General features: G+C 41.1%; 13 protein-coding genes. 1 reads left to right on the forward strand and 12 read right to left on the reverse strand.

Features of this window, described 5'->3' with window-relative positions:
• Positions 1–2 precede the first annotated feature (2 nt).
• The 11 genes from NST74_RS19100 to NST74_RS19150 form a co-directional block, all read right to left on the reverse strand.
• Positions 3–1,004 carry a FecCD family ABC transporter permease gene (locus NST74_RS19100; protein ID WP_341113856.1) on the reverse strand — a complete coding sequence of 334 codons (1,002 nt, stop codon included), beginning with the start codon at positions 1,002–1,004 and terminating at the stop codon, positions 3–5.
• Positions 997–2,001, reverse strand: coding sequence for a FecCD family ABC transporter permease (locus NST74_RS19105; protein ID WP_341113857.1), 1,005 nt, complete (start codon positions 1,999–2,001; stop codon positions 997–999). The genes NST74_RS19100 and NST74_RS19105 overlap by 8 nt, the downstream gene beginning before the upstream one ends.
• A gap of 108 nt (positions 2,002–2,109) precedes the next feature.
• The gene (locus tag NST74_RS19110; RefSeq protein WP_341113859.1) at positions 2,110–4,089 is read right to left on the reverse strand and encodes an AraC family transcriptional regulator; all 1,980 of its coding nucleotides are present in this window, start codon (positions 4,087–4,089) and stop codon (positions 2,110–2,112) included.
• 192 nt (positions 4,090–4,281) lie between these two features.
• Positions 4,282–4,791: an adenylyl-sulfate kinase gene (gene cysC, locus NST74_RS19115; RefSeq protein WP_341113861.1), complete on the reverse strand. Its 510-nt coding sequence runs from the start codon at positions 4,789–4,791 to the stop codon at positions 4,282–4,284.
• Positions 4,792–4,842: 51 nt separating this feature from the next.
• Positions 4,843–5,439, reverse strand: coding sequence for a chorismate mutase (locus NST74_RS19120; protein WP_341113862.1), 597 nt, complete (start codon positions 5,437–5,439; stop codon positions 4,843–4,845).
• 55 nt (positions 5,440–5,494) lie between these two features.
• Entirely contained in the window at positions 5,495–6,226 is a 732-nt protein-coding gene (locus tag NST74_RS19125; protein ID WP_341113864.1) for a class I SAM-dependent methyltransferase, read from the reverse strand.
• A gap of 141 nt (positions 6,227–6,367) precedes the next feature.
• Positions 6,368–8,338: a serine hydrolase gene (locus tag NST74_RS19130; RefSeq protein ID WP_341113866.1), complete on the reverse strand. Its 1,971-nt coding sequence runs from the start codon at positions 8,336–8,338 to the stop codon at positions 6,368–6,370.
• 193 nt (positions 8,339–8,531) lie between these two features.
• Positions 8,532–9,017 carry a hypothetical protein gene (locus NST74_RS19135; protein WP_042129237.1) on the reverse strand — a complete coding sequence of 162 codons (486 nt, stop codon included), beginning with the start codon at positions 9,015–9,017 and terminating at the stop codon, positions 8,532–8,534.
• Positions 9,018–9,161: 144 nt separating this feature from the next.
• A complete protein-coding gene (locus NST74_RS19140) occupies positions 9,162–9,623 on the reverse strand; it encodes a hypothetical protein (protein WP_341113868.1) in 462 nt (153 codons plus the stop codon).
• Positions 9,624–9,691: 68 nt separating this feature from the next.
• Entirely contained in the window at positions 9,692–10,990 is a 1,299-nt protein-coding gene (locus tag NST74_RS19145; protein WP_341113869.1) for a DUF4179 domain-containing protein, read from the reverse strand.
• The gene (locus tag NST74_RS19150) at positions 10,983–11,528 is read right to left on the reverse strand and encodes a sigma-70 family RNA polymerase sigma factor (protein WP_341113870.1); all 546 of its coding nucleotides are present in this window, start codon (positions 11,526–11,528) and stop codon (positions 10,983–10,985) included. Before NST74_RS19150 ends, NST74_RS19145 begins: the two co-directional genes overlap by 8 nt.
• A 212-nt stretch (positions 11,529–11,740) precedes the next feature.
• On the opposite strand from NST74_RS19150, the gene NST74_RS19155 reads away from it, so the two are divergent.
• Positions 11,741–13,609, forward strand: coding sequence for an LTA synthase family protein (locus tag NST74_RS19155; RefSeq protein ID WP_341113871.1), 1,869 nt, complete (start codon positions 11,741–11,743; stop codon positions 13,607–13,609).
• 68 nt (positions 13,610–13,677) lie between these two features.
• Here the strand turns inward: NST74_RS19155 and rbsB are convergent, their stop codons facing one another.
• On the reverse strand, positions 13,678–14,595 hold the full coding sequence (gene rbsB / locus NST74_RS19160) for a ribose ABC transporter substrate-binding protein RbsB (protein WP_076120710.1): 918 nt from the start codon (positions 14,593–14,595) through the stop codon (positions 13,678–13,680).
• Position 14,596: the final 1 nt, after the last annotated feature.

Raw genomic sequence — 14,596 nt, forward strand, 5'->3', positions numbered from 1 at the left:
ATCTAGATCTTCTTGCGCTTAAACAGCAGATACATGAAAAAAGGAGCACCAATGCCTGCTGTGAATACACCGGCCGGAACATCTAGCGGCTGAAAAAGCATTCTTCCTGCCAAATCCGCCAACAGTAGAATAATCGCACCTATCAACGCGGATACCGGGATGATCAGCTTGTAAGAATTTCCGACAAACATTCTGGCTATATGCGGTGCCATCAATCCGATAAACGATATCGTCCCGGCTACGCCAACTGCAGCTCCGGCAAGTGCAACACTATAAAACAAGAGAATCATCCGGCTTAGCTGAACCCTGCTTCCAAGCCCAATAGCGACATCCTCACCTAAGGATTGCACATTTAATTCCTTTGCGAGCAGAAACGATAAAGGAATGAATACTGCTACCCACGGCCACAGCACTTCAATGTAACTCCAATTGGTACCGTAGATGCTTCCCGTCATCCAATTCAGCACTTGAGCGGCCAAATAAGCCGGCCCGCTAATTAGCAGGAATGTAGTGAGCGCACCCATTGCTGTAGAAATGCCAATGCCGATCAGCACCAGCCGAAACGGTGACACACCTTTTTTCCAGGCAAATACATAATTAATGGTGGTCGCAACCAACGCGCCGCCGATGGCAATGAACGGTACCCAGTGGATACTGTAGCCGGTCACGAAAGTCATAAAGGCAACCACAGCTACCGATGCTCCCCCGGTTACACCCAGAAGATCAGGTGAAGCGAGCGGATTGCGAATGACACCCTGTAATAGCGCACCTGCTACTGCCAATGCTGCGCCAATGAGTATAGCGGCTGCTATTCGAGGCAAACGGAACTGCATAATGATCAGGTTACTGGCTTCTGCGTTTCGCCCCGTAAGAGAAGCAAGTACCTCTTTTAATGGTACGCTAACTCCCCCAACGGATAAACTAAGGAGCGATAAGGCGGCAACGAGACAAGTTAAACCTAAAAACAACAAGAACGAATGCTTTGCTATACGCGATTTAAGCATGCTGTTTCCTCCTAGCCACATGGATCAGAAAAGGAACGCCGATAATCGCCGTTGCGACACCAACCGGAACTTCTCTGGATTCCAGAATAAAGCGCGATGCTAAATCCGCAGTCACCAAAAGAATCGCCCCAACTAATGCGGTATAAGGAAGCAGCCATCTGAAATCATGCCCAACGATGTATCTGCATAAGTGAGGGACAATAAGTCCTATGAAAGCAATCGGACCAGCTGCTGCTACCGAGCTTCCCGCCAATAGTACAATTGCCGTAGCCGACAGCACGCGGACCAGCGTTAGACGCTGTCCCAAGCTCTTCGCGCTATCGTCTCCAATCGCCATAATATTTAACGAGCCTGATAGTAATAATGAGATCGTCATTCCTATTGCCATATAAGGTAGAACCATCAGTAAATGCTCCAGATTTCTTCCTTCTACAGAGCCGATCATCCAGAATAGGGCGGATTCCAACGACTGCTTATTAATTAAAATAATGCCGGATGTAATAGAGGAAGCGAAAGCTGCCATACAAGCGCCGGCCAAGGTCAGCTTTATCGGCTCGAAACCGCCTCCTTGCAATCCAAGCGTATAGACAACCACCGAGGTTGCGACCGCACCTGCAAAAGCAAGCCAGACCATGCCGCTCATCGTTAACGAGGAACCGAATACGAGTAGCCCGATGACAATAAATAGCACAGCGCCCGCATTTACACCGAAAACAGAGGGCGAAGCCAGCGGATTTTTGGTCAGAACCTGCATAATCGCCCCGGCTACTGCTAAACTTGCCCCCACCAGTGCCGCAATCAGTGTTCGGGGAACACGAACCCTCGTCAGAATAAGATGTTCATTGGAACCGTTGAATTGACTGTAAGCCAGCCATAGATCTTTCAAGCTGAATTGATGAAGACCGTACAATACACTGCATAACATACTAAATAGAAGCAAAATCGCGCCGACAATCAGGCCGGCGAGCTTTCGCTTGCTTAGGAAAGAACCATTCACGTCTACACCGAGCCTCCTATTCACTGGCAGTCTTAACAACTTAACTGCCGGAATCGTCAACAAGCTGACGCGAATACAGCGTCAGCTTGTTGATTCGATACGCCTTTATTATTTCACATCAAAGTATTTAACGAGTTCGTCCAGCAACAGATTGGCTGCTTCATATCCGCCTGCTGAGTTCCAGATCGCTTCATCGACTTGAATCACCTTGTTGTTCTTTGAAACGCTCAAATTTTGGAACAACGGATCTTTCTTCCATTCCTCCACGACCTTCGATGCATCGTCCTTGCCCGGAGTCTCCGACACGAAATAGAAGAGCACATCACCATCCATGCTAGGGATCGTCTCTTTGGTCATAACTTCGATAAAGGAATCTTTATCCTGCGACTCAGGCCGTGCAATTCCTAATTGGCTCAAGAGCACGCCAGAGAATGTTTGCTTCTGATAGATACGCACTTGTTTCGCGGAGAAGCGGACTACAGATACTTTCGTGTCTGCTTTGCTACCAAGCTTCGCCTTGACTTCTGCAACTCGTTTATCGAAGACCGCCATCGCCCGCTCTCCTTCTTCCTGCTTGTTTAAAGCTTCGGAGTAGAGCTTGAAATTGATTTTCCAATCTCCCGCCAGGTCATCGGAGAATATCGTCGGAGCTATCTGCTTTAATTGGTCGTAGATTTTCTCTTGTCTGACCTTATTACCGATAATCAGATCCGGCTTGAGGCTCGCGATCAATTCAATATTCGGCTGAAGCTCGTCTCCCACAACCGTAACACCTTCCATGTCTTTCTTGATATGGTCGTACCAAGGGTCACCAATCCAAGACTGAACGGCTCCGACCGGTTTGATGCCCAGTGCCAAAAGTGCCTCTGTTCCTTCATTGGTCAATATGACAACACGTTCAGGGACGCCGGTAAGCGTTTCTTCCCCCATCGCATGCTTAATCACTCTTGTGTCATTGCTTACATCCGTCGAAGGACTTGCAGCTGGACTTGCGGAAGTAGCAACATTATTAGTAGACGTGCTGTTGCTTGTTGGTGTGACATTCGTTCCCCCTGTCGAGCATGCACTCAAAAAGAGAACGAAACAAAATAATAAGGTTGCTGCCATTGTTGTTCTTGACTTACGATACATCGGTATTTCCCCTTCTCTTCTATATTGATAATGATTCTCAAACTCATTACCAATATAACGTTGCTGCCTTCTAGCAACAATGGGAGATCTGAACACGAAGGATGGATTATTTCGACGTTGCTCCTGTTGTAACGCAGCTTCTTTAAAGCTAGTGGGAGAAACACCCTCGTATTTCTTGAAGATACGGCTGAAATAATAACTGTCGGTATAGCCTACACTCTCGGCAATTTCCTTCAACGTGAAATCTGTGGAAAGAAGCAGATTCTTCGCTTTGCTCATCCGCAATTGAATCAAATAATCGATTGGGCTCGTTCTCACTTGCTTCTTAAAGGCGTGCAGTAGCTGTCTGGAGCTGCAACTAAGGTGTTCAAGCAGCCTCTCAAGCGTTATCGGCTCCCGATAACGTTCATGAATATAACGAACTGCTTGGGCCACCAAGTCAGGCTTAACGGCTATGATATTCTGGCGTTCCATCTGCTCTAGAATTTCATAAACCATTTGATAAAATATCGCTTTAACTTGAAGCTTATTTAGTAGATCTGAACGATGCCACTCCTTGCTCATGGAGGTGACATGATGGAAAACGGAAATCGGATAATGGGGCTTAAAAACATATTGCATTTGAAACGGATTGTGCTTCTCCATCAGCTTGATCGTTTCTTGACGGGATGGTAGCGCTAGTACCGCTTTATACAAAATAATATAGTATTCCAGCAGCTCATCTGCCGTAATATCAAGGTAGAGACCCTTGCCCCCATGGAGCAAGGAAAACCGGCTGACGCGGTGTGCTATGCCGTCCAATTGGAGATGTGCGCTACCTCTACTCACATATAAGAAGACGCTTGAGGGCATTCTGTACGCATGCAGCTCCTCGCCTTGTTCCATTCTTGTATGCCGTATATCTATGATCTTGATGAATGCCTGATTCCATAGTAAAGCTTGATCATTCAATGTCACCGTCTTGCGCTCCCCCTTCTCTATCACTCCATGTTGAGAGATTTATACCCCCCATCATATATGATAATGATTATCATTTACAATGATATTAGCAGAACTATTTTCCAGCGTTGTTACTGACAGTGGAACGTAAAAAAGACGAGCAACCCTTGATTGGTTCGCTCGTCTTTTCTATCAAATTTAATAAATGTTTTATTTCCTTCGCATAGCTGATGTGTAGTGAAGGATCTTCGACACGCATTCCTCTAAAGAAATCTTGTCTGTCTCTACGATCACATCCGGGCAAATAGGCTCTTCATATGGAGAGTCAATACCTGTAAAATGCTTGATTTGTCCGGCTCTTGCTTGTTTATATAGACCTTTCGGATCTCTCCCCTCACATACTTCCAGAGGGCATTGCACATAGACTTCCTTGTAGGAATCCCCAATGAGAGAACGGACCTTTTCACGTGTGGAGCGGTAAGGTGAGATCGAGGCAACGATCACATTCAGGTTCGCATCAAGCAGAATTTTTCCAATCTCACCAATTCTCCTGCCGACTTCCAATCGATCCTCTTCGCTGAATTGTAAATCCTGATTAATTCCTTTCCTCAATGTATCACCGTCCAGAATGTAGCAGTTCTCAATGTGCTTTTTCAGTTCCTCAGCAAGTGTTGATTTACCTGAACCAGATAACCCAGTCAGCCATATCATTTGATTCATTAATACGTACCTCTTCCTGCTTAATTCTATTGTTAAAAATCCCTTGTATAGTTACTCTAGCTTAAAAACAATCTCAGTGCCTGTCCCATCCTTCTTTAAGGGTACACTAAATTCCTTAAACACTAATGTAATACCGGAGATATCATCTGGGAGAGGTGGAGATACTACGTAGTTATAGGCTGCATGTCCTGATGAACTTCCACCATTCGTCATTCGACTATCATAAGATTTATCTATATATAACTCAAAGTGATTAGGTTTATTAGCATATAATTCAGAGGTAATATCCCAATCCATACTAAGCGTGATAACACTTGCATTACTGTATTGTCGTATAGAGGTCAGTGTATAGAAGAACTCATCTGCCTCAATAGATTGTAGAACAGCAACATGTTTTCTAAAATCAGTTGGCTCGACCATCGGCTTAAAATGTTCTTCATTATATAATGTCCCAAATACCGATTTCAAAAAATCCTCGTAAAGTTCAAACTTGCCCGCCCAATCAGAAATATACTCAAATGGTGGGAATCCTGGATTATTATCTGAGCATTCTTTACGTTGTTTTATCAATGCACAAATCTGCTCATCGATCTCAATAATTTGTTGATCATAATGCTCAGTGGGGCGTATATATGGCATTCGTTTCATCGTAGACCTCCTCTTTTCATTCATATGCTCATTAGACTAGCGTTACTTCAACAAACTATTTTATACATTTAAACACGAGAAAAAGTGGGATCCTCATCCTTCTCTTATACTCGCCTTCACTATCAAAAAACTGAGGATTTGGTTTACATTCTCTAATATCCTCTATTTTAAATCCTACATTTTTCAGTGACTGAAAATACTCTTCAAAAGTTCTGTGGTATTTAACTACACTTTCTCCAATCCAAGGCTCCATTCTCTTACCCATTTCAAAATAATTATCGACGATCCAGTCCGACTTTCTTTCTGAAGTTGTTGCACTTTTCATGGATGATGTTAGAACCGGATGCTGTACACTAAAAATAAACTGACCATTAGGGATAAGCGCACTACGGATACTATCAAAGATTGGTTCTAGGTCTTGTAAATAATGAATAGCTAACCGAGAGATTACCAAATCATATTTCTCTTTTGGGTAATTCCAACTCTCCATAGTAGCATGGTGAATCTCACTTTTAGATGTATTTAACAGTTCTTTTGCCGCTTTGAACATATTACTTGAACCTTCCACACCTTCGTAAAAGTTACATCCCTGCTCAAGCAACTCATATCCGAACTTAGCATCCCCGCATCCTAAATCGAGCAACTTTTTCCCAAATACATCGCCCATTAGATCATATATAACCGGCTTTTCAATAATGTTATTTGGGCTATCCGCTCTGTTTCTTCTCAATAAATAGTTATAGAAAAAATCCACATTGTCATACACCGATGACCCTTTGTAATCCAAAAAAATACCTCCTTGCTGTATAGAGTATACTTTTGGGTAATTTTAGCATTTAAAACAACCTTATACTACCGATAATTTCATTTGCTCTAAACCTATCATTTAAAAAAACACCCCAAAGAGTCTCTCTGAGGTGTCCAATTTTTAGTGTTTGATTGGCAACGTATAATATCCAAAAGCAAGATCAAGTAATGCACTCGCTTCTTGGCGAAGCAAGGACTTTTTAGAACGAAAATCGACAGACCCATCATCATTCACTTTTGTATCAGGATCTACAATGCCTTGTGACACTAATGCTTTGATCGAATCAGTGGCCCATGAGTCTGTATCACCTTTAAGCGTAATTTCTGAAGCTTGCTTAGCTTGTTTTAGATTTTGGATCATAACGGCCGCTTCTTGTCTTGTGATGACAGCATTACGATCAATACTAGGAATACCTTTTTTCGTTAATTCTTTATTCCCCTCAATTAAATGAGGAAACCCGTACCATCCATGGGCAAGAATTAAAGCATCCATAAACTCACCTTGTGTCATGGTTCCCTGTGGTTCGAAATGGTTGCCAGATTTAGCACTTATCACATCAAGCGAATACATGTTGTAGATGTAAGATTTATAAGCGTTGTCCTCAGATACATCAGCAAATGCTGGCTTCGTGTGAACCTTACGAGCATCTGAAACAAAGTCTGGGCTATTAGGATTCGTATAATAAAAGTATTCGATCTGATCTTTATGATCTTTTTTAAAGGCCAATTTGTTACCTAATTCATCTTCGAACAATAACGGATTAATCATTCGTAACGTATGTGTACCGCTAGTTCCAGTTTCCATAATCAGATTGCCATCTGCATAGGTGAAGTTCGATTTCAAGAAATAGAATCTGGTATTCAAATAAGTTCCAGTATATTTAGCAGCTTCTGATGCAGGCAATGGGAGATACGTTGGCGCCTCTGGTGCTTTCTTTTCAGGGAAATAGTGATCCATCAAGGCTTCATAAATATCTAAGCTCATCATTGTGTCATTGTTATAAGACATGTAGAAAGCGGTATTCTCCTCTGGTAATAATACGATTAGGGATTGATGACCAGGCATATTTCCACCTTTGAGAACTACATGATAGCCATTCATCAGATCATTACGATACCCTTCAAATCCTCCAACCGTCGTCATCGGAAGCAATTCATTCGCAAATACAGAGTAGGTTTGCATCATCTTTGTGGTTTCTTTACTAATGATTTGCTTTCCATTCACACTACCTTGTTGTTGAAAAAGAGTTAAATACTTAGCCATATCTTCACCAGTTGAAAGGATGCTGCCCTGTGGCCCATCAGTAGGAGCATGCCCATAAGTTGGATGAGGTTTGCCATCTGGAGCATAATGTGTAGCCATTCTATTTAATAGTTCTGGGGTAAAACGTGCACTAGTAGAATTCATTCCTAACGGTTTGAACACATGGTTCTCCATATACTTATAAAACGGGGTACCACTTACGTTCTCAATCGCATAGCCCGCAAGTAAAAAGGCAAAATTATCATAGGTATACGCTTCACCAGGCGTCCGAACGACCGTCGGCATATGCTCCGTCATAAACTTTTTCATGGGGATGTCTTGATCTACATATTCCGGTGCAACAAAGTTAGCTTTATCCGGGTAATCAAAGCCCGTAGTGTATGACAACATACTTCTTAAGGTTAACGGAGTTTCCGTTTCATTAGGTACTTTCATTCCTCCAAGATACGCATTGATATCGTGATCAAGATCCATCTTTCCTTGTTCCACTAGCTGCAAAGCTGCTAAAGCAGTAAATGTCTTCGACACGGATGCGATCTGAAAGACGGTATTCTTATCTACAAGTGTTTTCTTTTCTTTGTCCGCATATCCGTACCCTTTATTCACGAGCACCTTTCCGTCTTTAACCACTACAAAATTGGATCCGTTCACGTTGTATTCCTTCATTTTTTGAGCAAATATAGGGTCCACGAAAGCTTCGATTTCTTTTCCATTAAAAGATCCTTCCGAACTTGTTGCGTTGTTGGAGACTGGTACTGAACATGCTGTAAATACTGCTGTTGATAATAATAGTGCGATGACGCTGAGCTTGCGTATCTTTTTCTTCATAATCTATTCTCCTCTAAAATGTTATTTGTGAATGGTTAACCTGTTATGAGTATCACAAAGGGAATGCTATTCCAGCTAGAAACGTTCTGTCACCAATTAGCTTTGTTAGATGTCATATGACGTGTCGGTTAAACATAAAAAGACACCAACAAGGAGTCAGTGTCTTTCATTTCACCTATTAGATTAGAAGAGATTATAGCCATCTCGAAAAACTCTTATGCGACACATTGATCTGATTTCGTTCAGCCCAAGCTTTTAACTGTTTCATCACTTCATCTTCATCTTTTTGTGACAGAAAATTAAAACATAATTTATAAGGAACAAATTTATTCACTTTAGGTCTAATCCCAACTACAGGACTAAAATATCCTTTTATATAAATATCATTAATCCGATCTGCTTCTATTCTTAGATCTTCTATTAATATAGATTCCGGTTGAATCTGAATTTCAACAACCCTTCTGATGGTAAATATTCTGTAGACTAACACGATTTCGACTATCAGACAAAAAATAGCCTGACCATAAAGTAAACAAGAAAGCACTAAATCGTCGCTAGCTGTATAGCGATGGTTCAGGTTATAAATTTGAAATAATTGAATACCCAATAGCACACTGATGCTTATCAGCAGTGGTATTAACGACGGACGCCTTACTCTATAAACCCCTATATGATCCATGTGCCCCTCCTTTTCTCACGTCCATATAGATTACCATATGTTATAAAAAATGGATATTACATCTTGGTGCTTGGAGAAAAAATACAGGGCGCCCCATCAGCCATTTTAAGGCTCTTGGAACACCCCTTGTATTGCCAAAGCCCCTTAGAGCCATCTCATAAATCTTTTGGGAGACAGTTTAACTTGATTACGTTCAGCCCATTTGGTTAGTTCTTTCATTCCCCTGTATTCCTGTTCAAGAAAACTAAAACATAATCTATAGGGAGCAAATTTATGATCAACAGGTTTAATCCCTATTACCGGCTTGAAATAGCCCTTTACATAAATATTCTCAATTCGGTTTGCTTCAATTTCTTTATTTCCAACTATTATCGAGTCCGGAAGAATCTTGATTTCAATGAACCTTCTAATCGTAATGATCCTATAGAGCAATACGATTACAACTATCAGACAAAAGATTACCCAAAAATATCCGATATACGAAAGTACTTTACCGTTCGAATTTTTTATGACGCTTGTCAATAGTAAGCCACTTGAAATAATCATTGATAGCAGAAGTGACATTAAAGAAGGACGACTCACCTCATAAACTCCTGTATTATCCATGTGCCCCTCCTTTTCTCACGTCCATATAGATTACCATATGTTATAAAAAATGGATATCGCACTTCTTTTCACTTTACAGGTATCTCAATCACTTTGTTGTATGCCTTTAAGTAGTGCATTCCTTCTATAAGAAGTGATTCAGGCTCCGTTTGTGTATCAAATAATAAAGTTCGTTCTTTCATTAGTTTACCGTCCGCTTGCTTGATCTCTTTTTGATTGATCGTTGTTTTTAAAGGCGTACTCTCGTTGTTCGTTTCTATAGACACACCATCCAGCATTACATCATCGTCAGAAGCAATCGTTATTTCAATGCCTTGAGAGGTTTTGGATACATCCTTTAACCATAGTTCTTTATCACCCAGCTTTAATGGCTTGTCACTTATGGAAGTCTGGAGGACATACTTTTCGTCCAGCTTCTGATATCCAGCAAAATCTTTAACGATTATCTGCATGGAATGCAGCTCTTTTGGCAACGTATCGAAGCGAATATCAAAGTTTCTTCCACCTAAAGAAGATTGACTGCCACTCCCCAAGATCTCTACAGGCGCTCCATTCACAATTAATTGTATCCCATGTAATGCTAAATTCACCCGATCAAAATTCTCGACATCCAGCTTCCCTTTAATTACAGTCATCGTTGGTGTAGCTGTTATCGATTTAAACGTAATCGTACCTTTGTCCACTTTAACCTTCTTGTTGATCGATTGTTTAATCTGAGCTTGCATGGCCTCGTTCGGGTTATAAGGAAACGTAACAGTCCCTTCGCTCATCTGACCGTTCACTTCTAGCTGCTGCCAAAAGTGTAGTGTTAATTTTTTCGAAAATGGATTTACGCTGTCAAACGACATCGTTCCTTTAATCTCCGTATGTTCTTCATTGATTAATGAGGTCCCACTTACTACGTTAGAATCAGTTAAAAAACCACTTATTTTAGAAGGTCTAAAAGCGTCAACAGACATATCCTCTAATCCATTTGGGTTAGTTAACGTGTAATACATAATGAATTGATTGGCGTCCGCCATAATTCCGTTAATGGTAAGCTCCGTCCCATCTAATAACATTGTCTTCTTGTTGATGTTTTGTCCCATCCCTTTTTCATTTAGCTGTTGTAACGTTGTGCCTTGAAGCAATTCATCAAAACCAAAAAGCTGCTTCCCATAATAAGCAAAAGCATTGTAGTTCTGTCCAGATATCACTGTCACTAATACAACAACCGCCGCGACCTTCCAAATCGGTGCTATTCTTTTCGTTCTTTTTGCGGGAGCCGAATTCAATGCCTTTCTTAATCTCATTTCTAATTCTTCAGGTGCGGTAATGGACGCTATGCGCGTCTTCTCATCAGCTAATCGTTGCTCGATGTTATTCATTAACATCACCTCCGAAATGATTTCTGAGCGTTTGTATTCCATGGTAAATTCTTGATTTAACAGTTCCTATCGAAACCTTTGTAAGGTCAGCTATCGTTTGATAATCGAGATCATGAAAATACTTTAATTGAATCGCTTCTCTTTGATGCTCATTTACTTGTAGCAACAAGGTCTCAATATCCATTTGCTGCTCACTTCTGCGAAAAGGATCACTACTCACAGCTTGGACTAAATCCCTATCGTCAACGGTACTCCAATCCTCTAAAAGCACCTGTTTCCCGCGCTTATGAAGTAGTTTTTTACACACATTCACCAAAATCGTCTTACTCCAGCTATAAAAAGCTTCTTCTTTCTTTAGTTGATCGATCTTTTCGTACAGTGTGACGATCATTTCCTCCATGGCATCCATGGCATCATGTGTATTCCTCATATAGCTGAATGCTAGCCTATAATAAACGTCTTTTTCAGACATGATTAAGTGGAGCAACGCTTCTTTATTCCCCTTTTTGGCTTTTTTCACCCACCGTGCGACATCCATACCTTCACCTCTCTCCTTTATAAGAGTTAGGAGTACCTTAAAAAGTTCATTTCGCATAAAAATAATTTTTATATAATATGTACGGTTTCATTCACCCAAATGTAATATTAAGGAAAATAAGTCTCTCCCATACCCCAATCTAGTTGATTTTAAACACTTCAATGTAATAGAATGAACTAATCTAAAAGAAAAGAAAAGGATGGGCATAAGAGATGCCGTTTAAAGAACCTCGTACACTTAGTAAAAGATCTCTATTATTTTTCTCTCTCATTATGCTGGTTAAAAGTTATTTTGCTTGGTATTTTTTATTCGAAGATGGGCCTACTTGGACCACATGGCTTAAAGAAATCCCTTTTGTGCTTCTAGTCTTTTGCTTGATTGAATGGTTCGCAACAAAACGGAAAATTGCCATTTACATGCTGGTCAATGTGTTGATCACTACACTATTTTTCTCACTCATTGTATATCATAATCATTTTGGCATCATTGCTACTTCGCAAGTATTAGATCAAGTCAAACAAGTTGGAGCTGTTAAGAAAAGTATTTTTTCGGTTCTGCGTCCGCAATATATGCTTATTTTCGTAGATATCATTGTCATTAGCTTGGTCATGTTTAGAAAACAAAAGGCACTTGATTGGAAAAAAGCCATGTCGCGTAAAAGTAACCGGAAAGCGGTTGCGATCTTATTCTGTATTTCCATCATCATTTGCGCAATGAATATTTTCCCTAACCGGGCCAGTATGAACGAAACTGTAAAAGCAGAGCAGATGGGCATTCTCAATTATGAAGCTTACTCTCTGTTAGCCAATCAAGAGGAAGAACAAATTGACGTCTCTAAGATTACACAAGCAGCAATTGACGAAACTAAAGGAATTCAAGCCTCCACTGATCCAGTTTTATTTGGAGCCGCCAAAGGAAAGAACCTGATCATTCTGCAGATGGAATCTTTCCAGAACTTCTTAATCAATCTTAAGATTGACGGCGTAGAAATCACACCGAATATGAACAAGCTTGCGGCTAGCAGCTACTACTTTCCACGTTTCTACCAGCAGGTAGGACAAGGAAATACTTCTGACGCCGAATTCATTGTAAATACTTCTTTCTATGTTCCACCTGATGGTCCAGCCACTCAAATGTATGCACCAAAAGAACTTCCAAGCTTACCTAAGTTACTTCAAGCGCAAGGTTATGATACGGCAACCTTTCATACGAATGAAGTCGATTTTTGGAACCGTGGAGAGCTTTATAGTGCCTTAGGATTTAATCGATATTACGATAAGGAATACTATGGTGAAGAGGACACGGTATTTTACGGAGCATCTGATGAAGTATTGTATGAGAAAACTGCTGCAGAGCTAGCAAGGATGGATCAGAATGATCAGCCTTTCTACTCTCATGTCATTTCAATGTCAGCGCATAATCCATTCTCAATTCCTGAGGATAAATACAAAATGGCCCTACCAGAACGGTTCGAAGGAACGTTAGTCGGAGATTATATTCGTGCTCAGAATTATGCTGACTATGCGCTTGGACTTTTTATTGACGAACTCAAACAAAATGGGGTTTGGGATAACAGCTTGATTGCATTGTACGGAGATCACCGCGGACTTCCTATCTTCTCTTTGAAAGAGGATGATCACGTCCTACTACAGGAGATCCTGGGTCATGAATATACAGAACGCGAATTAATTAATATTCCATTTATCCTATCTGCGACAGGAATTACAACGCCAAGTGTAAAAGAACAGCTAGGCGGACAAGTGGATATTTTGCCTACTGTATCTAATTTATTGGGTGTATCTCTAGCGGATCATATTCATTTTGGTCAAGATTTACTAAATCAATCGACTTACAACCTACTACCTCAGCGATATTATCTGCCAACAGGCTCTTTCGTAAATAATGAAGAGCTCTTCCTATCTGGCAGTGGCTTCGAGGACGGTCAGCATTATACCTTATCTGGGGATGGTAACCACACGCAACAAACTACAGAGGATGAGTTCGAATGCGCTTTAGAGCTTCTCCATCTGTCAGATAGTTATGTGACACAGTTACCGGATAGAGTAATTGAGGAAAAATAAGCTTATGTATACCAAAAACACTGCACTCACCAAATTGGCGAATGCAGTGTTTTTCTATAACCGTTTATTTATTCTTTTACAACCAGTTTAAGAGGTGCGGCAATCAGTTGTTCAACCGTCTTGCCATCTAACACATCTTTCGCTGCTTGAATCGCTAACTGTCCAATTAATGCAGGCTGTTGAGCAACAGTACCTGTCAGTTTACCCGCCTCTATGGATTTGAGTGCATCTTCATTACCATCAAAACCAATGACAGGGATATTCTTACCTGAACTTTGAATCGCTTCAATAGCTCCCAGAGCCATTTCATCATTATGAGCGAAGACCGCTTGTACATCTGGGTTTCCTTGGAGCAGGTTCTCCATAACGGTCAACCCTTTCGTACGGTCAAAGTCTGCGGTTTGCTTCGCAATCACATCAAGCTCAGTGTCGGCGATTTCATGGAATCCTTTCCCACGTTCACGAGTGGCTGAAGCTCCCGGTGATCCCTCAAGCTCAATAACCTTTGCACCTTTTCCAAGCTGCTCAACAATATATTCTGCCGCCATTGATCCACCTTTTACATTATCAGAGGCAACAAGGGCTTTTATATCTCCCTTATCTGCAGAACGGTCCAACGTAATGACTGGAATACTTAAACTGTTCGCCGTTTGAACAACCGTCGAGATCGCTGAAGAGTCAACTGGATTGATTAACAGCGCATTTACACCTTTTTGCATTAAATCTTCTACGTCATTACTTTGCTTGGCCGAATCATTCTGCGCATCGATAACGAGAACTTCCATGCCTAACTTCTTAGCTTCTGCCAAAACTCCATCTTTAACGGATACAAAGAACGGATTATTCAGGGTAGATATGGATAATCCAATCTTCATATTCCCCGGACCCCCGCCGCTGCTAGGCTTAGCCCACTCTGGAGGCTCTAAGGAACAACCCGTCATAAGAATCAATAGTAAGGAAGTAAAAATTAATGTGAGCTTTTTCATG

It is taken from the genome of Paenibacillus sp. FSL F4-0125 (assembly GCF_038008565.1).
GTDB lineage: Bacteria > Bacillota > Bacilli > Paenibacillales > Paenibacillaceae > Paenibacillus_AQ.